At 51.7% G+C, this 21,621-nt stretch carries 16 protein-coding genes; 7 read left to right on the top strand and 9 right to left on the bottom strand.

Features of this window, described 5'->3' with window-relative positions:
- Nucleotides 1-12: 12 nt before the first annotated feature.
- Together RHOLA_RS00485 and RHOLA_RS00480 are read right to left on the bottom strand one after the other, a co-directional pair.
- Nucleotides 13-1,170 carry a substrate-binding domain-containing protein gene (locus tag RHOLA_RS00485; protein WP_038501613.1) on the bottom strand — a complete coding sequence of 386 codons (1,158 nt, stop codon included), beginning with the start codon at nt 1,168-1,170 and terminating at the stop codon, nt 13-15.
- A 40-nt stretch (nt 1,171-1,210) separates the two neighbouring features.
- Nucleotides 1,211-2,032, bottom strand: coding sequence for a sugar phosphate isomerase/epimerase family protein (locus tag RHOLA_RS00480; RefSeq protein WP_038501611.1), 822 nt, complete (start codon nt 2,030-2,032; stop codon nt 1,211-1,213).
- A gap of 148 nt (nt 2,033-2,180) precedes the next feature.
- Between RHOLA_RS00480 and RHOLA_RS00475 the strand changes: the two genes are divergently transcribed.
- Nucleotides 2,181-3,374: an ROK family transcriptional regulator gene (locus tag RHOLA_RS00475; protein WP_051636131.1), complete on the top strand. Its 1,194-nt coding sequence runs from the start codon at nt 2,181-2,183 to the stop codon at nt 3,372-3,374.
- Between the two features lie 6 nt (nt 3,375-3,380).
- Here RHOLA_RS00475 and RHOLA_RS00470 read toward each other — a convergent pair whose 3' ends face one another.
- Entirely contained in the window at nt 3,381-4,106 is a 726-nt protein-coding gene (locus RHOLA_RS00470) for a dienelactone hydrolase family protein (protein WP_051636130.1), read from the bottom strand.
- A gap of 101 nt (nt 4,107-4,207) precedes the next feature.
- On the opposite strand from RHOLA_RS00470, the gene RHOLA_RS07000 reads away from it, so the two are divergent.
- From RHOLA_RS07000 to RHOLA_RS00450, 4 genes are all read left to right on the top strand, one after another.
- Nucleotides 4,208-7,003, top strand: a complete 2,796-nt coding sequence (locus tag RHOLA_RS07000) for an InlB B-repeat-containing protein (protein WP_144239010.1) — start codon at nt 4,208-4,210, stop codon at nt 7,001-7,003.
- Between the two features lie 70 nt (nt 7,004-7,073).
- Nucleotides 7,074-7,739 (top strand): response regulator, encoded by a 666-nt coding sequence (locus tag RHOLA_RS00460; protein ID WP_038501609.1) that lies wholly within the window; start codon nt 7,074-7,076, stop codon nt 7,737-7,739.
- Nucleotides 7,740-8,834, top strand: a complete 1,095-nt coding sequence (locus tag RHOLA_RS00455; protein ID WP_038501607.1) for a sensor histidine kinase — start codon at nt 7,740-7,742, stop codon at nt 8,832-8,834.
- Nucleotides 8,835-8,973: 139 nt separating this feature from the next.
- On the top strand, nt 8,974-11,577 hold the full coding sequence (locus tag RHOLA_RS00450) for a fibronectin type III domain-containing protein (protein WP_084321289.1): 2,604 nt from the start codon (nt 8,974-8,976) through the stop codon (nt 11,575-11,577).
- Nucleotides 11,578-11,628: 51 nt separating this feature from the next.
- On the opposite strand, the gene RHOLA_RS00445 is transcribed toward RHOLA_RS00450, so the two are convergent.
- On the bottom strand, nt 11,629-13,017 hold the full coding sequence (locus tag RHOLA_RS00445; protein ID WP_038501603.1) for an aspartate ammonia-lyase: 1,389 nt from the start codon (nt 13,015-13,017) through the stop codon (nt 11,629-11,631).
- A 62-nt stretch (nt 13,018-13,079) separates the two neighbouring features.
- Here RHOLA_RS00445 and RHOLA_RS00440 point away from each other — a divergent pair, with 62 nt between their 5' ends.
- Complete coding sequence (locus tag RHOLA_RS00440; protein ID WP_038501601.1) at nt 13,080-13,919, top strand: UbiA family prenyltransferase; 840 nt, start codon at nt 13,080-13,082, stop codon at nt 13,917-13,919.
- Entirely contained in the window at nt 13,919-15,340 is a 1,422-nt protein-coding gene (locus RHOLA_RS00435; protein WP_038501599.1) for a phytoene desaturase family protein, read from the top strand. The genes RHOLA_RS00440 and RHOLA_RS00435 overlap by 1 nt, the downstream gene beginning before the upstream one ends.
- A gap of 9 nt (nt 15,341-15,349) precedes the next feature.
- Here RHOLA_RS00435 and RHOLA_RS00430 read toward each other — a convergent pair whose 3' ends face one another.
- The 5 genes from RHOLA_RS00430 to RHOLA_RS00410 are packed head-to-tail and all read right to left on the bottom strand — an operon-like array spanning nt 15,350 to nt 21,609.
- Nucleotides 15,350-16,831, bottom strand: coding sequence for an NAD-dependent succinate-semialdehyde dehydrogenase (locus tag RHOLA_RS00430; protein ID WP_038501597.1), 1,482 nt, complete (start codon nt 16,829-16,831; stop codon nt 15,350-15,352).
- Nucleotides 16,828-18,003, bottom strand: a complete 1,176-nt coding sequence (locus RHOLA_RS00425; protein ID WP_038501595.1) for an iron-containing alcohol dehydrogenase — start codon at nt 18,001-18,003, stop codon at nt 16,828-16,830. Before RHOLA_RS00425 ends, RHOLA_RS00430 begins: the two co-directional genes overlap by 4 nt.
- Nucleotides 18,004-18,035: 32 nt before the next feature.
- Complete coding sequence (locus tag RHOLA_RS00420) at nt 18,036-18,950, bottom strand: NAD(P)-dependent oxidoreductase (RefSeq protein WP_038501593.1); 915 nt, start codon at nt 18,948-18,950, stop codon at nt 18,036-18,038.
- Between the two features lie 14 nt (nt 18,951-18,964).
- Nucleotides 18,965-20,473 carry an aldehyde dehydrogenase gene (locus RHOLA_RS00415; protein ID WP_038501591.1) on the bottom strand — a complete coding sequence of 503 codons (1,509 nt, stop codon included), beginning with the start codon at nt 20,471-20,473 and terminating at the stop codon, nt 18,965-18,967.
- 32 nt (nt 20,474-20,505) lie between these two features.
- A complete protein-coding gene (locus RHOLA_RS00410) occupies nt 20,506-21,609 on the bottom strand; it encodes a mandelate racemase/muconate lactonizing enzyme family protein (RefSeq protein ID WP_038501589.1) in 1,104 nt (367 codons plus the stop codon).
- Between the last annotated feature and the right edge of the window lie 12 nt (nt 21,610-21,621).

The raw sequence follows: 21,621 nt of genomic DNA, 5'->3' as shown, positions 1-21,621 counted from the left end.
GTCCAATTTCTTTTATTTTCCGCAGATTCCAGAGGTGTTACATGCATCGACAATTTCCTTGGGGACTTCAGTCCCGAAGATGCTCTTGTAGCTCTCAAGAAGATTGCCGGGTGTCACAGCAACTGCTGGTAATGCAACCCAAGCTGGAACCTTTTTCCCGAGAAGTGCATTTGCCGCAGCCAACGCTTCCGCTACTCCCTGGTCGTATGGACGTTGCGCGCCAACAGCCTTGATGTAGCCATCTCCTGCCATGTCAACTGCGTCTTCAGTTCCCAGGTCAATCGTGGTTATCGGCAAGGTCACGCCAGCACTTCGAAGTGCGGCAACCGACTGCATGGCCGGTGAGTCCCAAATGATAAATAGGCCGTTGACATCTGGGTTCGCCGTGACGAAGTTAGCCGTGATTGGTCCGACTGCTGTGGTGTCTGTGAAACCAACCTCTTTGATTTTCACGTCTGGACGATTCTCAGAGAACCAGTTCTTGACGCGAAGAGTTCGTTGGTTCGTTGTGTAAAAATCAACAGCAAAATCAACGATTCCCGCTACGCCGTTTTCCGGAATGTACTTAGACAAAGCGGCGGCCGCGATTTCACCGTTTCCTTGGTTGTCAGGAGCGACAACAGCCTGGTAATCCGCTGGGTATTTTAGTCCAGAAGCTGGCATGTGGATGAAAATGAGTTTGATGCCGGCTGCTGAGACCTTTTTGTACGCCTCCGCGGTCGCCACGTCGTCAACAGGAATACTGATGATGACGTCGGGCTTCTTAGTAATCAAGTTCTCAAGATCAGCGATCTGTTGCTGAACATCAAATTTAGCGTCCGTAACGCCAACGACCTTGATGCCAAGTGAATCGAATGTATCTTGAATACCTTTTAGAGTTAGTCGTGACCAGTCGATGTCCATCGTCTGCATTGCTATAGCTGCGGTAAACTTTCCGGCCTTGACTTTTGCTTTCTCTTCGTCGGTGAGCTGGAGAGCGTCGACGCTGGCTGGCTCTTCACCATTCTTGCCTTTTCCGATTATTCCATTTGGAGTGAGTGATGCGGCATCCAGAACAATGGCTTTCGAGTCTGTACTCGATGATGCCTCTGTTCCAGGTGAGCTACATCCCGCAAGAAGTAGGGCTGAAATTGCCGCAAGACTCACGGCTATTGATTTTGATCTCTTCATTAAGGTAACTCCCTTTTATTTTGATGGATGGGTGGTTCTTCTAGTTAGCAAATAATTGCTCTAGATACCTCTTGCTGATTTCTGCTGCTTTCTTTGGATCACCTTCGTAGGAATCCAGTTCAACCATTAGCCAGCTGTCGTAGTTAGCTCGTTTGATAGCCGAAAGGATTTCTTTGAAGTCAATGTCACCCTCGCCAAGCGGGGTGAAGTTTCCTGTCTTGTTAGAGACGTCTTTGAAGTGAATGTGCTTTAGACGGTCGCCGTATCGATCGATCGCCGAAACTGGATCAATGCCAGAAAGAGTCAGGTGTGCTGTATCCGGGCAAAAGCCAATCGAGCACGAGTCCATAATTTGGTGAAAGCCGTCAAGGGTTTCAGAGATGGTGCCTAGGTGAGGGTGATAGCTACTCTCTAGCCCGTGCTTGCGAGCAATGTCGGCGGCCATGTCTAGCCCGCGGCCAACCTTTTTAAAATCATCGGCCTTTGGGCCATCGGGGCGCTTTGCCCCACCACCCAACACAATTCGGCTGGCTCCAAACTTTTTGGCCAGGGTGGCTGCCTGCTCAATCTTGTAGAGCTCGTCGTCCAGGATTTCGTCGTAGATGAAATTAGCCCCGGTGTAGACAGAAACAAGTTCGGTGTTGGTCTCAGAAAGCACCGATAACAGTTCCTCAGCCTTATCGGCGAACTCGGCTAGGTTGCCATCAAAAACCTCAACGCCCTGGTAACCGACGCTAGCGATATCGCGAATCGCGGCCTGGGTGTCACCGTGAGTCATGTAGAACAAGTCCTTGATGCTGGTGACGCCGCCTGGGTGGCCAACCACTCCGCCCCAAGTAATGGTTTGATATCCAAACTTCATTGTTCAATCTCCTAAATCCGGTGTCGCTTATTACCTAAGTACATAATGACGCCAATTTTCGTACTTATGTCGAGTTTCGTCATAACGTTATGGATTTGTGACAGTCTTATTTCGAAAGTCCTCAAATCTTTGTGCTTATGCTTTATGAATGGTTGAAATCAACAGAAGTAGTTTTGGGCTAAGTTCTGGCCAACTATTTCAGCTATTCCGTGATGGCCAGCCCCACACCAAGGCCGAATTAGCCGAACTAACCGGTCTGGCCCGGTCAACCATCTCACTGCGACTTGACCCTCTGATTGAGCTTGGCGTCATTTCGCCTGCGGCAGAGAACTCTTCAACCGGCGGCCGCCCCTCCACGCAATTGGTTTTGAACGAACGCGCCTTTGTGGTTGCTGGTGTTGACTTTGGCGCATCTCACGCGGTTGCCTCGCTGGCCGACTTCAGCGGAAAAATCCTGGCCTCAATTGAAACTAAACGTCAAATTTCTGATGGACCTGAGGTCTGCCTTCGCTGGATGATTGCGGAACTTAAACACCTTTTAGCAGGGCAAGGAATAGCAGAAGAAAATTTGTTAGCAATTGGAATTGGTTTGCCCGGCCCGGTGGAACATTCAACCGGAAAACCCGCAAGCCCCCCGATCATGATGGGTTGGGATGCTTTTGATGTTCCTGCACGCGTGAATCAAGACTTCAATGCAAAAGTTTTGGTAGACAACGATGTAAACGTTATGGCTCTAGGCGAACGCTACGCATCGTATCCAGATGTTGATCACCTAATTTTTCTAAAGGCAGCAACTGGAATTGGTTCAGGAATTATTTCTGGTGGCCAGTTACAGCGTGGTGCTCAAGGTACCGCTGGTGACATTGGTCACGTGCGTGTATCAAGCGGTGGAGGTGTATCTTGTCACTGCGGTAATTTTGGTTGCCTTGAAGCAGTTGCAAGTGCGCCGGCAATTATCAAGAAGCTAGTTGCTGATGGCTTACCAATAAGAAACAGCTCTGATCTAATTGACGCAACTAAGCGCGCAAAGGTAGAAGCGATTCAAGCAGTGCGTCAAGCCGGTCGTGACATTGGTGAAGTTCTGAGTACCTGCGTAAGTTTGATTAACCCCGCCGTGATTGTGATTGGTGGATCTCTAGCATCTGCTGGTGAACATCTAATCGCTGGCGTGCGTGAAGTCGTTTATGCCCGTTCAATGCCGTTGGCTAGCGAAAATCTTTTGATTGTTCAAAGTAAAGTTGGCAAAGAAGGCGGAATTATTGGCGCCAACGTAATGGCAATTGATTATGTTCTTGACGCCGAAACTATTGACTCAATGGTCAATGCACTAATTACTAAATAAAAATTTCTAACCCAGATGTTCTGCAAAGAACTTCTCAATGCGAGACCATGCGTCTGCGGCGGCATCGGGGTTGGGTTTAGCTCCGGAAATTCGCAGCAGGGTTCCAAACACTGGGCCACCCGCCTGGTGCGGGTTCATAAAGGCGTGACCGGTATCGGGGTATTCCTTTATATCGTGCGCAATCTTCTTTTTAGTTAGCGCCAGCTCAAGCTTGGTTGCGGCACCGGTCAGCTGCTTGTCTTTGGCGCCGAAGCTACCAACAATCGGGCACGCGCCCTCGAGCACGGCATCAAGATCTTTAGGCATCATGCCGTAATTCACAGCCGATGCGTCGTAGCCGCGATTAGCCAGCAACAGCGCAAAGCCACCACCCATGCAGAAACCAATCACACCGATTTTCTTCGTGGTGTCAGTGCGAGCGAGCAGGTTGGCTTTGGCAGCTTCAACATCGTCAAAGGCTTGGCCTTTACCCGCGGTTAGCGCTTTGAAGGTTGCGGTTAGGCACTTGCGGGCACCGCCACGGCTGAACAGATCTGGCATTAGAACCACGTAGCCGGCTTGGGCTAGTCGGGTGATTTGTGCTCGCATTGCGGCATCGATGCCGAATACCTCGTGCACCATCACAACTGCGGGGAACGGGCCGGGGCCTGCACTGGCTGGCGGGGTGGCAATAACTCCGCGCAATTCAGGTGTGATCTGAATGTCTTGCAGGACCCCAGTGGTTGAGTTCATGGTTTCAGGTTAGCCGGTGCGGTCTAAATACAAGTGTGAAATTTTTGATGCTTGTAAACGTTACCTACTTATACTTCCAGCAATCGGAGGGCATTGCGGAAATGAAGTCCAAATCAATTTTCGGCATGGTAGCCGGGTTAGTTTTAGCTGTTAGTGGAGCATCCCTCACGCCCCTGGTAGCTTCAGCCGCTGTTCCCACAGGCTGTTCAGTTTCAATCACAAAGGGTGGATCACCCGCCAGTGAAACTGATGTTGAAATCACACTCTCTGGTATCTACTGCGTTGCCAAATTCAAAACTGTTGGTTCTGACTATTCGTTCACTGTGCCCATCGGTATTTCAAAAATTGATTACCTAGTAGTTGCCGGCGGTGGCGGTGGAGGATCTGGCGGTGGCGGTGGCGGTGGCGTGCTGAAACAAAACGACTACTCCGTGGTTAGCGGCAGCGCTATTTCTGTCACAGTGGGTAGAGGTGGAACCGGTGGTTCTGGTGGTCGCAGAACAGTAATTGCGGCAACCAAGGGTGATGATTCAAAGTTTGGCGCGATCACTGCCAAAGGTGGTGGCGCCGGCGGAACCGAGAACGTAAACGGAAACGTTAACGGTGGTTCAGGTGGTGGATCCAGATTTGACTGCACAGTTTCAACCTGTGGTTCTGGCCCTGCCGGATCTGGTGTAACTGGTCAAGGTAACAACGGTGGTTACTCAACCTACAACAGCTATGGCGCAGGTGGCGGTGGCGGTGGTGCCGGCGGTGCCGGTTTCAACACAACCAGAACTTACATCGGTGGTAATGGTGGCATTGGTCTAGCTTCTGACATCACCGGTTCAAGTGTTTACTACGGCGGCGGTGGCGGTGGCGGTATCAACAACAACCACGGTCAATATGTTGGTGTCGACTCAGATGGCAACTTAGTCTTCAACGGGCAAACACCACTCACAACTGGTGGTGGTCAAGGTGGTCTTGGCGGCGGTGGCTATGGAAGTTCCTATGGTGCCGGCGGCGCCTCAGGTAAGGCAAACGCAGCCGATGGTGCACCTAACACCGGCGGTGGTGGCGGTGGGACGGACCCGGAAGATATTGATGCTGGCGACGGTGGCTCCGGTGTTGTTATTGCCCGCTGGGTTTCCAACACCAACCTCAAGACAATTACTTTCAACTCAAATACTTCAAGTGCCAGCACAACTACTCAGAATGTTGCAGCCGGTGTAGAGACTCAACTCAGTGCAAACACCTTTGCACGCACGGGATATGTTTTCAGCGGGTGGACTGCCCTGGCCAACGGCACCGGAACCATTTATGACGATCAATCTGCTTTCACTACTTCGCAAGACATCACCTTGTATGCCAAGTGGCTTGCGGGGGTGACCCACACCGTTACCTTTAATAACAATGGCGGCACGGGGACTATGGAGAATCAGGTTTCTGGAACCTCAACCAATCTCTCACCCAACACCATGACCCGCTCTGGCTACACCTTTGCCGGTTGGAACACCAACGCAAATGGCACCGGGTTTGCCTATGACAATCAAGCCATCTACAGCTTTGCCGATGACGTCACTCTCTACGCTCAATGGGAGGCAATCGTGGCCACCTACAAAGTGACCTTCTATGGAAACGCGGCAACTGGTGGTTCAACCGCTTCTCAAACCGCTTCAAGTTCAACGGCTCTGAATCTAAATGGCTTCACCAGGACCGGATACAACTTCTTAGGCTGGAATGAAAACTACGGTGCCTCTACGGCCACATTTAAAGATGGTCAAAAATATTCATTTACCACCGATAAAAACCTCTACGCCATTTGGGTGGCGCAGGCAAACAACGACATCGTCTTCAATGGAAACACCTCAACCAGTGGCTCAATGGCAAATCAAACAGCCAGCAATAGCACACGGCTTTCTGCCAATAGTTTTGTGAAAGACAATCACACGTTTCTAAATTGGAACACGCTGGCAAACGGCACCGGGGTGAGGTACCAAAGCAACTACATTTACAGCTTCGCTGAGGGAATTACTCTGTATGCCCAGTGGGGTCAAAACATTACTATCGCCTTCAACGCCAACGGTGCTGACTCTGGCTCTGCCCCTTCTTCACAAAACACATATGTAGGATCACCAGGAATTAATTTGCCGCTAAACTCTGGCAACTTGGTGAAGCGTGGCTACCGCCTTGCGGGTTGGAACACCGCCGATGACGGCACTGGAACACCATACGCTCTTGGTGCCAGCAGCGTGAAATTTTCAACTGCGCGCACGCTCTATGCTCACTGGACTCCCGCAACCTACTCTGTGATTTATTCTGGCAACGGAGCATCAGCTGGCAGTGAGCCAGCGGCGCAAACATTCACCTACGGAAGTTCCGTTAACGTCAGGGATAACATCGGTGGCCTTGCAAAAGATGGCTACACATTTGCAGGCTGGAATACTGCCGATGATGGCTCAGGTGTTGCCTACACCCCGGCTCAATCAAATGTGGCCCTGAGTAGCGATACGGTTCTATTCGCGCAGTGGACTCGTATTGCTTCTGTGGGTGGCGGCGGCTCAAACTACACCGCGCCACAACCCCCGGCCGTAAAACCAACAAAGCCTCCAGTCAGTTTGACTATTGCTGGGTTCAAGAAGACAGCCACCAAATTGACTGCAGACATGAAGCTAAAGATTAGACAGTTCATGACCACCAACAATGGATACCTAAATGTCAGCGCACTGGGCTTCACCGCCGGGAAAAAGGTTTTGAATCGGCACGAGTTGTTAGCCAAGTACCGGGCAAACTCCGTTGCAAGATACGCCAGCTCTCTTTTGCAGTCGTTTAAATTACCGGCTAGCTCGGTCAAGAAACTAAAGGCCATAAAGTCACAGTCCGTACCAAGAGTGACCCTCACCCTCTCTGACGATTAGGTAAAGTCTGGCCGGTCTGGGCCAACTTACTTCGTGGTAATTTCAATTGACCCATACGATCGGAGCCAAGATGAGCCGGGGACTTAAGGTGCTCTACGTCGAGAACGACGAGGCCCTACTTGGCTTGCTTGGTCAGTCCATCAGACTGCACCCTAAAGTCGATCAGCTGGTTACCGCCCGCAACAGCAGCGAGGCCCTAGAAGTTGCCGAATCCAATCGTTTTGACGCTGCCTTGCTTGACGTTTCACTGGGCCCATCCTCGTTGACGGGTGTTGAGTTGGCACTTGAACTCAGGGCCAAGAACGAGCACCTGGGCATTGTCTTGCTGTCTCAGCACATTTCGGCCGGCTACCTAAATTCATTGCCAGACCAATTTGGCTATGGCTGGTCTGCGATTCAGAAATCAGCAACTCTTTCTTTTGACTACTTGGTGGATGTTTTAGAAAACACCGCCAAAGGAAAAACAGTGGTTGACCCCAACACTTCTATTGGCGTTGAAGATAATGCCAACCTTTCGGCCAAGCTCACCAAGCGCCAGCATCAGGTGATTGCCCTTGCCGCCACCGGACTAGACGCAACTGAAATTGCTAAGCATTTGAACTTGGCTTCGGTGTCTGTACGGCAAGAACTTTCAAAGTGCTACAAGGTTCTGATTCCAAATCCAAAACCTGGCACCGATTTACGCACCGCCGCGGTGCTCAAGTATCTTCGCGACACAAGGTCTGGTTTGGACTAAATGAAGATATTGAAGAATCTTAGGTTTGCTTTTTCCCCTTGGCCATTCAAGCCAGTTGCGGTGACCACAGTCACCACCGCGTTCCTTTTCATGGTGGTCAGCGCGGTCGTTGTTTCGCTAAGTGAGCAATCTGGAGTAGGCGCAAGGGGGCAAAATGCACCATGGATTTTTGCAATGGCTGCTCTGTGTTTTGGATTTGGGTACAGCGTAATTTATTTGGGTGATTTGATTTCCAAAAAACTTAAGAAAATGTATGCGCTGGTATATCACCTAACCGCAATCGCCTTCTCAGCTATCACAGTTTTGGTTCGCGAAATCTTGACCAGCGATACCACCCCAGATTATTGGCAGGAACCGATTAGCAAAATTAGACTTTTTGTGGTCGTCATATTCTTGTTTTACTTTTTGCACGCTTCATTTGGCATCTCTAACTCGCGAATTGCTGAAGAGGCAAAGCAGGCCAAAGAGGCTAAGGCTGCTCTTGAGGTTCAGCGTGGCAGACTAATTGATTCGCAGGAACAAACCAGAAAAGAAATTGCTGACTTTTTACACGACCGGCTGCAATCAGACTTAGTGGTGCTCGGCATCCAAATTAACCGTGCTACCGAATCAATGCCGGTTGAATCTAAAGAAGTTGCCAATGCCTTCGTAGAAGAAATCGAAAGAATCCGGCAGATTGATGTGCGCGAGGCATCCAGAGCGCTTGCCCCCGAGCTTGATGGTCCCGGAATTGCTCCGGCTCTGAATGACTTGAGTCGGCAGTATTTATCGGTGTTTGATGTCAAGATCCAGGTTGATCAAAAAGAAAAGATCACCAAACAACAGCGTTTGGCCATTTACAGAATCGTGGAGCAGGCGCTGCTAAATGCCGCAAAGCACGGCAGCCCAAGAAACATTGAGATCGTCGTCAAAATCGAAGACGACATGATCAGAATTTGGGTCACCAACGACGGCCGCGAGCTTGCCCAGCAATTGGTGGCCGGGGCGGGTTTTGCCATCATCGATACCTGGGTCAGCCAGTATCGGGGCCAGTGGACTGTTAAAAAGGTAGATACAAACACCACGCTTTGGGCCGAGTTCCCTATCGCCCAGTAAACCGGGCCTTATGGGCTGACCCGGCATCCGTCTGGGGGGTACAAACCAGCAACGAACAAATGTATGGTGTTCGGTTATCCGCAGGTTCCCGCGTGTACTGTTCGTCTATGCGAAGCAAATTCGCAAATAAGTCGATCAGATGGATGCATTAATGAGACTCAGGGTCATATTTCTAGCAGCTATTTTTGGTGTTGCCCACCTGCTAAGCCCACTATCTGCCAGCGCTTCGGCGCCACTGCCGCCAGCCGGCCCGGTATTCAACCAGGTGCAACTAAAGGCCGTTGCCGATAACGACTTTGCCGTCTTCATGGGTAATGACCTAGAGATCACTCGCCTGTTTTATCAAAATAACGTCAGCTGGCCACAGCAGATCAGCAATATTCAAACTATTGACGTTTACCCACAGAGCGGCGAGACCTACATTTACGTGTTGCCAATGGGTGGCAACGGTGGCTACACAGCCGACGACGGGCGAACCGGGGATGTTGGCGGTGAAGAAGACTGGAATGGTGTCTTGAATGGCATTCCACTGCTTGACTATCCAGGCGCAGAGGTTGCCGTGAACCGCAGAGTTTCAGACGCCAAGGATCTGTTTCACTCAGACATGCTGATGATTCACAAGCACATCACAGGGTTTGAAACTTCAGCAGGAAACATCGCTAACGGTGACTTCAGTGCAACCCTTGCAGATATGCAACCGGCAAGCCGCAATCTAATTTGGGCACCGGCACTCAGAAACAATCACCCAACCAGAACCGTAATTAAAAACTCGTGCTCTGTTTCTTGCAACGGAGGAATGTTCTCACCAGCAATTCCGAATGGCGCTTGGAATATTCCCGATGGTGCGGCCGCACTGTTCCGCTACCCACTTAGCAACGCAAACCTCCCGGTATCACCAGGTGATCGCCAAGTAACCGTAACTTGGAAAGATCCACAGGCTGGCGGTGCAGTTGATAACTACCTAATTGAATACAAGGAATCTAGCGAACCAGATGCATCGTTCAAAACTTTTGCAACTGTTGCGGGAACCGTTAGAACTTCAACCGTCACCGGTTTGACCAACGGTATTGCCTACACACTTCGCGTAACTGCCAATAACGTTTCAGGTTCAGCGTCATCACTTGGTAGATCTGTGGTTCCAACCGGTACGCCATCAAGGCCGGCAAACCAAAGTTACAGCGCCGGTGATGGATCAGTTTCAATCAACTTCAGCCCACCAGAAAACGATGGCGGCATGGCGGTGACTAACTACGCCTACTCAACAGACAACGGGGCAACCTGGATCACTCGCTCACCGGCCTCCGCTTCGTCGCCGATTACCATCGGTGGTTTAACCAACGGCACAACCTACTCGGTGAAGCTGCGGGCGATAAACCCGTTTGGTGCTGGTGATATCTCATTGCCAATTAGCGTCAAGGCTGGAATCGTGGCCACTCGCACATTGACCTACGCGGCCGGAACCCTTGCCACCGTGACCAACCTGCCAGCCGGTGCAACCCTTACCGCGGGTGACACCTTTACAGTTGCTGCCGGGCCAACCAGAAGCAACTTTACTTTCACCGGTTGGAAAGACGGAACGGTTGCCTACAGCCCAGGCGATACCTACACGGTTGGTGCCGGAAACCCCACTCTCACCGCCCAGTGGACGCAAAACTCTTTGCTGGGCACAAGTGCTGCCGGCAGGTCGCGGGTGCTGACTTGGAACATCGTGGCCAACGAAGCAATTGACACCACGGTTTCAGCCGGTGCCAATAACTCGGTTCGCATCCAGATTCCTGCAAACGCACTTGCCGCTGGAACGGAAGTTATCTTCTGGCGTTTGGTAAACGATGAACTGGCTAAATCAAAGATCAATAGCAGCAACAGCTACTTCGTGAACATGGCGGTCAGTTGGTCAATCGGTGATGACGTGACCACACCAAAGACCGTGCAAGATGCGGTTACTCCGTTGACCATCACCATTACCAACTCATCTATCGTCAACGGTGCAACCGCCTGGCAGATTATTGGTGACGATGTTCGTGTAATCGGAAAGTCTGTGCAAGACGGAGTCCTGGCTTTAAACTTCACCGAGGACCCGGTAATTACCGCGGCCAACGTATCGCCAATGCCAATTTTCAGTACCCCAGTAATTGGAACCACTGGCTTTGAGGTAGACATCACCAACTACGACTCAACCTACGGCTGGGATGCTCCAACCGTTTCAGCTGGAACAGTAGAAATTGTTTCAACCGTGGGCAACATCAGAAAACTCAAGGTGAGCGGTTTGACCGTTGGTCAATCGGCAACTGTGACTCAGAGAAACTTCTTGAACTCCACCTATCAAACCGGAACTGTTTCGGCCACGATTGCGGCACCACAGCAATCATCGGGCGGTGGGGGTGGCGGAGTTGTCACTGCGCCTGTTCCAGTGGTTGAAGCGCCACCGGTCGTGAAACAAAACAAAGTATTGAAGGTGACCGGTTTCAAGCCAGGTTCATCGGTGCTTTCAAGCAGCATGAAGAAGGCAATCAGCAAGTTCGCCAAGACATCAAGTTCAATTGAGAATGTTTCCTGCGTGGGCTACACCATGGGCCCAACCATTTTGAGGGGCGATCAAGCACTGGCCAGAAACCGCGCAAGAAATGTGTGCAGCTACCTAGCCAAGGTGAACCCAGCTGTTGCCAAACTGTCTTCAAAGTCAGTGACCACAAAGTACAACAGCGGGGCGTATCGCCGGGCATTGGTGACCATCACCTTCTAGGAGATTTTCTGTGCCGGCTCTGGAGTCTTTGGCGGGTGCCGCTGACTCGCGCTATCTTCTTCCAGTTAGGCGATTTACATCGCCAAGAATCGCGTCAAACTCTTCACTGGTGAGCAGTTTCATTTGCAGCACTACCTCGCGCACCGATTTTCCAGTTGCCTGCGCTTCTTTAGCCACCGCGGTGGCGTTCTCGTAACCAATGCGCGGCGATATGGCCGTTACTAACCCGATTGAATTTTCAACAGTCATGCGGAGGTACTCAACGTTTGCCGTGATGCCATCAACACACAAAGTTCTAAGCGTTGCACAACCCCGTCGCAGGTAGGTGATGCTCATCATTAGCGATCTGGCAATAATCGGTTCAAAGGCATTTAGCTCTAACTGCCCAGCCTCAGATGCCATGGTCACCGTTAGGTCATTGCCAATTACAGTAAAGGCGATTTGATTTACCACCTCGGGAATTACCGGGTTTACTTTTCCAGGCATGATTGACGAGCCTGCCTGTTGGGGTGGCAAATTGATTTCACCAAATCCGGCTCGTGGTCCGCTGGATAGCAAACGTAAGTCGTTTGCAATTTTTGATAGTTTCACGGCAACGCGTTTCATGACGCTAGATGCGCTAACAAATACACCGGTGTCCTGAGTAGCCTCAATCAGATTTTCTGCCAACAGAAATTCGTGCTCGGTAATTTGCGAAAGATGCTTGGTTACTGATCTGGCATAGCCATCGGGGGTGTTTAATTGAGTGCCTATGGCTGTGCCACCAAGATTAATTTCACTCAGTAGCCGAATAACCTCTCGAATACGCGCTTCGTCTTCACCCATGGTGATGTCGTAGGTTGAAAATTCCTGACCAAGCGTCATGGGCACTGCATCTTGCAGCTGCGTTCTACCCATCTTGATCACCGATGCAAACTCGCTAGCCTTTGCTGCAAACGATTCACGCAGCAATTTCATCTCGGCAAGTAGGGCATTGAGCTCAATGATCAACGAAACCTTGATGGCCGTTGGATACACGTCGTTGGTTGATTGCGAGATGTTCACATGGTTTAACGGATGAATAAATTGGTACTCACCTTTTTTGTGCCCAACTATTTCAAGGGCGCGGTTAGCAATCACCTCGTTGGCATTCATATTGGTGCTCGTACCAGCGCCACCTTGAATTGCGTCTACAACAAACTCGGAGTCGAATTTTCCGTCGCGCACCTCAATGCAGGCCTGCCTGATTGGCTCAAACAAATCAGTGGAAAGCTCGCCCAGCTCATGATTGGCCAGTGCTGAGGCTTCTTTAATGTAGCCAAGGGCTCTTACGAACGACCGATAGTGGCCGATTGATACGCCGGAGATGTTGAAATTTTTCACGGCACGGGCGGTGTGAACTCCCCAATATGCACTTTCGGGAACTTCTAGCTCACCTAAAAGGTCATGTTCTAGCCTCATTGCTAAACCATTTCTGTCGGATACGCCCAAGACTAACAGGCAACTGAGCGTAGGCTAAAGGGGTGCTAAGACGCCTAGTAGTTATTTCAAGACCTGTCCTTTGGATCAACACCATCGGTACCACCGTGATGGGCATGTGGTTGGCCGGATTCCTGTGGGACTGGCGCGTGCTGCCAATTCTGATTTGGGTCACGCTGCCTTTTAACCTTCTTATCTACGGCATCAACGACATCTTCGACCAAGAAACAGACAACATCAACGCTCGCAAGGGCGGCTACGAGGGCGCACACATTTACCCAAACGAGGTAAAGCCAATCTGGTGGGGTGTGGCGCTGACCAACCTGCCGTTCCTGGGTTACTTTGCCCTGACCCTGCCGTGGCAGGCCACCGCCTGGATGCTGGCCTATGCCCTGTTCTTCACCTTCTACTCTGCCCCGCCGCTTCGCCTAAAGGCCCGCGCTTACCTAGATAGCTTTTCCAACACCGATTACGCCTTTCCGTTGGCCTTCGTGCCTCTTGCACTTGGTAAAGAGCCAATTTGGTTAGCGGTGTTTGCGTTGATGGCTTGGTCAATTGCAAAGCACGCCTACGATGCGATTCAAGATATTCCGCAGGACTCTGACACCGGCATCGTCACCACCGCCGTGCACCTGGGCGTTAAGAAAACTTTGATTTGGTGTGGTTTCTGGTGGTTGGTTGCAACCGTGCTGTTTGCAATGGTGAATGTGCCAGTTGCGTTTGTGAACCTGCTGATCTCTGGATACTTGGTGATCAAGGTCTGGCAGAACCCAACGCCCAAAGTTGCGCACGACCTTTACAAGTATTCAATTACTTTCCCTTACGTTGCTGGCGCAGTTGCCGGTGTGCAGTTGGTAACCGCAATCTTCATGGGTTGGTACTAGTGAAAAAAGCCGTTGTACTTGGCGCCGGAATCTCTGGGCTGGCAAGTGCGGCACTGCTGGCGCAAGCTGGTTACCAAGTAACTGTTTTAGAACGCAACACCTGGATTGGTGGCAAGTCTCGACGCGTTGAAGTAAGTGGTCAGCGCATGGATACCGGTCCGGCACTGGTTACCTTTCCTGAAGTTTGGCAGCAGTTCTTGGCAACTTATGATGCGCTTGGCGCAACTAAGTCGGCGCCGATAAAAAACGCATCAGTTGCAAAAGTTGAATTTACAAAACTAAACGAAGTTGGTCGTTACTTTTTTCGCGAGCACGAAACTGATCTGCCGGTAAAAGAAAATCACGAGTGGTTTGCAGCCTGGACTCGTTTTCAAAAACAGCACGATCAAATCACTTCGTCAATTTCAACTCTGTTGACCGCACATCCTTTTGATCCAAAGGCGGTGCCGGCACTTGGCAAGATGCTCAAGGTTTATGGCGCGCGCTTGACCACGCAGAGCTACATCAAGTCACTCAACTGGATGCCCGCCGGTCTTCGCGAGGTAATCGCAATTCACACTTTGAACGCAGGTGTCTCACCAAAGCAAACCCTGGCAATTTACGCATCAATGACCGCGGCCATGGCCACTCAAGGAATCTCTGTTCCTGTTGGCGGAGTAAATGAAATTCCGCAGACCATTGCCAAGCTTGCAGAAGCGGCCGGTGCCAAGATTCGTTTGGGCGAGCGGGTCATCGGTGTTAAAAAGGGTTTAGTCACTACTCAAGATGGCGAATACCCTGCAGACCTAGTGGTTAGCTCGCTGGACCCTGAGGTGCTGCGGGTGTTGCTTGGCAAAAAGCCAAAGCCGCCAACCGGTAAGCGTTCTTGTTCTGGTGTGGCAATTTATGCCGTGCTCAAGCAGCCCTTGCCTGCGGGCACCGTCACCCACTCTGTGGTGATGCCCGATGAACCCGCCGATCTTTATGCCGCGCTTGAGGCCGCCGTACCACCAAAGCAGACCATGGCGTTTGTGAATTACTACAAGGCTGGTGAGGTTTACCCAAACGAAAAGCCAACCGTTGCCGTGCTACTTACCGCCCCGGCCGATGGCAAGACTTATGACCTAAACAGCCCTTGGGTTCGTACTGAGGTTGAACGCATCTCAAAGGTTATGGGTCTTAATGCACCGATTGATTCACTGTTTGAAGACCACATCATTTTGACGCCAGAGTACTTTGGCGAGTGGGGTTCGGCACTTGGTGCGCTATATGGCAAGACCAATCCGCTTTGGATGTCTGGCCCATTCCACAACCCGCAGTACCGCAGCATCTTCAAGCCTTGGCTTCGCCGAGTTGGTGCATCGGTTCACCCGGGTGGCGGTATTCCAGCCGTGCTTGGTGGAACCCTAATTTCCTTGCGAGATCTAAAACCCGGCAGCTAACTGTTTGACTTAGTCCTCAAACGGATCAGCAATACCGATGTAAACGGTCTCAAGGTATTCCTCAATACCTTCTTTACCGCCCTCACGACCAAGGCCCGAAGCCTTCATTCCACCAAACGGTGCAGCAGGGTTTGAAACAATTCCAGTGTTCAAACCAAACATGCCAACCTCAAGTGATTCCGCCAAACGCAAACCGCGGTTCAGATCTTTGGTGAACGCGTAGGCAACCAATCCAAACTCGGTGTCGTTGGCAAGTGCAATTGCCTCGGACTCTGTCTTGAAAGTTATTACCGGTGCAACCGGACCAAAAACTTCCTCTTTCAGAATGCGGGCGTTCTTAGGTACCGATGCCAAAACAGTTGGTGGGTAGAAGTAACCTTCACCTGCAGGAACAGAACCACCGGTCAAAACTTTGGCGCCCTTATCAACAGCATCTTGCACCAACTCGTGAATGCTGTCGCGACTCTTGCTGTCAATCATTGGACCAATGTTTGCGCCGTCTTCTGTTCCGCGGGCAACCTTAAGCGCCGCCATCTTCGCTGCCAACTTGGTTGAGAATTCCTCGGCAATGCTCTCGTGCACAATCACACGGTTAGCTGCGGTGCAGGCCTCACCCATGTTGCGAAGCTTTGCCAGCATGGTGCCGGCCAATGCCTTCTCCATATCGGCATCTTCGAAAATCACTATCGGTGCGTTTCCACCTAGTTCCATTGACACACGCAGCACCTGATCAGCTGAATCTGCAATCAAGCGTCGTCCAATCCCAGTTGAACCGGTGAATGAAAGCTTGCGTAGGCGTGAGTCCTTGATCAGTGGACCAGTTACTGCACCTGCGCTCTGAGTCTGAATTACGTTCAGCACACCCTTTGGCAGGCCAACTTCTTCAAGCACCTTGGCAAATAGCAAGGTGGTCATTGGTGTTAGCGCGGCTGGCTTGATGATCATGGTGCAACCGGCGGCGATTGCCGGGGCAATCTTGCGGGTTGCCATAGCCAGCGGAAAGTTCCACGGGGTAATGAAAAGGCTTGGGCCAACCGGGCGCTTCTGCACCATGATGCGCATCTTGCCGTCCGGGGCGGTGGCAAAGCGGCCAGCCTGGTGAGTAGTTTCTTCGCTGAACCAGCGCAGGAACTCGCTGCCGTAGGCAACCTCTCCGCGGGCCTCGGCCACCGGCTTGCCCATTTCAAGAGCCATCAAAATAGCGAATTCATCGGCCATCTCAGTGACCTTGTCAAAGGCCTTGCGCAGAATCTCGGCACGTGAACGCGGTGAGGTCTTGGCCCAGGCAGCCTGCGCGTTGTGAGCTGCGGTCAATGCGTCTTGACCATCTTGCGGGGTTGCGTTGGCAACCTGCGCCAACACCTTTCCGGTTGCCGGGTCAATCACATCAATGACTGACTTGTCACTTGAGTCACGCCACTCGCCGTTTACGTAGATGCCCTTTGGAACTAGATCTAGTACGCGTGCTTCGTCTTGTGGGGTGATGCTCATAGTGTCTTCTCCATAATTGCGATGACTTGCTCGCGAGTTGGTGCAACTGGGTTGTTGTTTGTTACTGCATCTTCAACTGCGTCATTGGCTAGCGATGAAAGATTTTCGTGGGTGATTCCAAAATCCGATAGCTTGCCCTTCAGGCCAACCTGCTTGACCAGCTCGGCAATGCGCGCAATTGCGGCATCGGCATTTTGTGCATCATTCTTGGCTGTGTCGCCAACGCCAAGCGCGAACGCCAATCGGGCAAAACGTGAAACGCGGTGCGGCAAATTAAACTTGAGCACTTCTTCAAGCACTAGGCACAGCGCAACACCGTGAGGAATATTGAACTGGCCACCAAGTGCGTGACCAATGCCGTGCACAAGTCCAAGTCCGGTGTGTGAGAAACCAACGCCGGCGATGTGTGAGGCCAGCAACATTTGTGAACGTGCCTCAATGTCATCACCCTTGGTGCAAGCGGTAACGATGTTTTGTGAAACCATCTCAACTACCTGCAGTGCAATTCCATCACTGTATGGATTTGGTCGTGCAGAAATATAAGACTCGGTTGCGTGCACCAGTGCATCCATGCCGGTTGCGGCAGTTGCCTTAGCCGGCAAACCAACGGTTAGCTTGGGGTCAAGAATCGCGGCCTTGGCCAGCGCACTTGAGTGGCCAACGTAGAAACGCTTGTGGGTAATTTCATCGGTGATTACTCCAAACGCATTTACCTCTGAACCTGTTCCTGCGGTGGTTGGAATAGCGATGATTGGAATTCCAGAATTCTTAAACTCTGTTGAGTAATCCAGCGCAACACCACGCTCAGGATTTACGGCACCAAGTGAAACGCCTTTGGCGGTGTCCATTGATGAGCCACCACCAAGTGCAATCAAAATGTCGCACTTGGCGGCAGCTCCTGCATCTGAACCTGCGTCAACGCAGGCAGTTGTTGGGTTGGGAGTAACACCATCAAACACAGATACCGCGAGGCCGGCGGCCTCTAAACTGCCCCGCACCTCGGCACAAATCGGAGACGCACCTAGGAACGGGTCAGTAATAATCAGTGCACTCTTGGCACCTTGCGCTGCTGCCAGCTCACCCACCTTTGAAACGGCACCAACACCAAAGTGTGCCGCCGGTTTTGGGTCTAGAACTAGTTCGTAGCTTGAAAGTTTTCTGGTCTCAGACATTTGTGCTTATTCCTATTTATAGAGTTGCGGGATTACTCAACACGAAGAGTCTGGCCAATTAGGTCTTCGTACAGCTTCATTGGAGTCATCTCGCCGGCTAGGTCGCCATACTGGGCCTTCGCACGACGGAAAATCTGCTCCACCTGGGCCGAAAGCTCAACCGGCACACCTACCGCGCGGGCTAGATCGGTGTGTAGGCCAAGGTCCTTGCAGGCCAGGGCAATCGCAAAGCCTTCGTCGTAATCGCCGTGCTTCAACACCGATAACACGTCATTCTCAACGAAGTTTGAGTTGGCTGGGCTGGCGATCAGCGACTGGCGCAGCACCTCTAGGTCTACCCCAGCCTTGACGCCAACGCTAAGTACCTCGGCGGTAGCAACCAGGTGTGAGAACCAAAGTTGGTTGATCGCAAGCTTCACCGCGTAACCGGCGCCTGCCTTGCCCACGTGCAAAATGCGCTGTGGGTCACCCATGGCTTCAAAGACATTCTTCATGGTGGCAAACTGCTCGGCGGTACCACCGGCAAAAATCTGCAGCTTTCCATTTGCTGCACCTACAGACATACCCGATACCGGTGCGTCCATGATGTTAAGGTTGCGGCCCTCGCTGGTTTTGCGTGCGCGCTCGGTAACTTCAGGCACAGAGGTAGACATGTCTACCCAGTAGCCGCCATCTTTAATTCCTGAAAGAATTCCGTTTTCACCCATCGACACCATATCCACGTGCTTTGGAGTTGGCAGCATGGTGATGACAACATCACTCTTTGCCGCGACCTCAGCTGGGGTTGCGGCCCACTCGGCACCGTTAGCAATTAGTGTCTCTGCGGCTTCTTTGCGCACGTCGTTCACTACCAACTTGAAACCGTTTAGCTGCAGGTTCTTGGTCATGCCAGAACCCATGTTGCCCAGGCCAATAAAACCTACGGTGGTTGTTTCTTTGTTAAACATTTGCTGCTTTCTAATTATGAAATTTCCTGTGAACCAAGGTTGATCCAAGTGGTCTTTAGTGCGGTGTATGAATCAAGTGCGTGCAGTGATCTGTCGCGACCAAAGCCAGATGACTTGAAGCCACCAAATGGAACGATGATGTCGGCAACGTCAAAAGTGTTTACCCAAACTGTTCCGGCGCGAACCGCGCGAGCAACTTTGTGCGCGCGAGAAATGTCTTTCGTCCAAACGCTGGCTGCCAAACCGTATTCGGTGTCGTTGGCAAGCTGCACTGCCTCGGCAACGGTTTTGAATGTTGTTACCGCAAGCACTGGGCCAAAGATTTCTTCTTGGCCAATTCGGCTTGAGTTACCAACGTTGTCAAGAATTGTTGGCTCAACGAAGTATCCGTTTTCAAGGCCAGCCGCCGGAGTAAAGCGCGAGCCACCCATGGCTACCTTTGCATTCTCTTGTTTTGCAATTTCAAGATATCCAAGCACCCGCTCTAGTTGCTTCTCGCTGACGATTGCACTGACTTGAGTTGACTCATCAAGAGTGTCGCCAAGCTTCAGTGACTTTGCCACGCGAATTGTTGCCTCAAGAAGTTTGTCGTGCACACTCTCGTGCACCAGCAAGCGTGAACCACCGTGACAGGTCTGACCGGCATTGTAGAAAATTCCCCAGGCAACCGACACCGCACACGCTTCAATATCTTCAACATCGTCAAAGACGATGTGCGGTGACTTGCCACCAAGTTCCAGCGCAACCTGCTTGCCATTGGTCTGGCCGGCATACTCCTGGAACATGCGCCCAACCGCAGGGGATCCGGTGAAGGTGATCTTGTCTACCTGCGGGTGACGGCCAAGTGCAGCACCGGCTTCGGCACCAAGACCAGTAACTACGTTCAGGACGCCAGCCGGCAGGCCAGCCTCAATCGCTAGTTCGGCCAAGCGCAGCGAGGCCAGGTTGGTGTTCTCGGCAGGCTTCAAAACCACTGAGTTTCCGGCGGCCAGGGCCGGGGCCAACTTCCAAGAAGAGATGATTAGTGGGTAGTTCCAAGGCACAACCGCACCAATAACACCAAGTGGTTCACGGGTGACCAGGGCCAGTGCCGAGTTTGGGGTTGGTGCAATCTCGTCGTAGATCTTGTCTAGGGCCTCGCCATACCAGCGAAAACTTCTGGCGGCCGACGGAACATCAACATTTAGTGAGTCGCCGATTGGATGACCGGTTTCAATCGATTCAAGTAGAGCAAGTTCGTCTTTGTTTTCAAGCAGCAGTTCAGCCAAGCGAATCAGCACCTGCTGGCGGTGGCGAACATCAGCGCGAGACCAAACCCCTGAATCAAATGCTGCGGCAGCAGACTTCACTGCCTTATCAACATCGGCCGCTTTGCCTCTGGCAACGGTGGTGATTACCGATCCATCGCGCGGGGCAAGGGTTTCAAATCTTTCACCATCTGCCGCCGGCACAAACTTGCCGTCGATGAACAGATCGTTCTTTGGTTTCAGGCTTTTGGCCTGCTGTACCCAGTTCTTAGCCAATTGGGCCTGTCCTTCTTGATTGCTGGTTGAAACTAAATTGTGTAACGCTTAACCGCTTCGTGATCAAGCTCAATTCCCAATCCAGGTGCATTAGGAACAACCACGTCACCGTTCTTATCAACGTTAACCGGCTTGATAAAGAAGTCACGACGCTCGACTGTCCAACCCGGTGGATCAAATGGGAATTCAAAGTACGGGCCGCCACCAACACCGGCAACCACGTGTAGGTTGGCAAGCACACCAATGCCGTTGGTCCATGAGTGCGGAGTGAACTGGCGGTGCTTCAGTGCCGCGGCCTCGGCCACCTGGCGTGCGCGCAACATGCCAACTGCAAGAACGACATCGGGTTGGTAAATATCCAGTGCGTCTTGTTCAATCAGGTGCGCAAGCTCACCCATTGAGCGAACCATCTCACCACCGGAAAGCTGTACGCCAACTTCTTGACGCACGCGCTTCATGCCTTCAATATCTGCCTGCGGTAGTGGTTCTTCAATCCAAAGAACTTTTAGTTCGTGTAGTTCTTTTGCAACTGAGTGCACCTTGCTTAGGGTCAACGCCGGTTCAATGTCACCAGACATTCGCCACATCTGATTCATGTCAACCATCAGTTCAAAGTCTTCGCCAACTGCCTCACGCGCTGCACGAACCGCGGCAATTCCTTCTTTAAGTTGGTGACGCGCAATACGAATCTTCATGGCCTTGAAGCCAAGTTCCTTTGCAGCGACCGCTGCATCTGCGCGAGCGGCCGGAGCTTTTAATTCACCCGATGACGCATAAGCGGCCAACCGATCGCTAGCACCACCAAACAAAGTGGCTACCGGCAGGTTGGCAACTTTTCCGATGATGTCCCAAAGCGCGACCTCGAGTGGCCAGTAGCGGCCGCCGTGAAAGTTAATGGTCTCGATGCGCTTTACCTGGTTCACGATCTGCATTGGATCGGTACCTATAAATAGGTGTTGATATGCCTCAAAGCCATCCATTGTGTCGCCAGAGCCATAGCCGGTGATACCGGCATCGGTTTCCACGGTGACCAAAGTTGCGGTGAATTCACGACGAGGGTTTGGATCCCAGGCTGCGTTGAATGGTGGGTCAAGCGGTAACCGCATGCGGGTTAGCTTGATATCGGTGATTTTCACGACTTGGTCCTT

It is taken from the genome of Rhodoluna lacicola (genome assembly GCF_000699505.1).
Classification (GTDB): Bacteria; Actinomycetota; Actinomycetes; order Actinomycetales; family Microbacteriaceae; genus Rhodoluna; species Rhodoluna lacicola.
The sequence above is the reverse complement of the archived record's forward strand: the minus strand, read 5'-3'. Positions and strand labels throughout refer to the sequence as shown.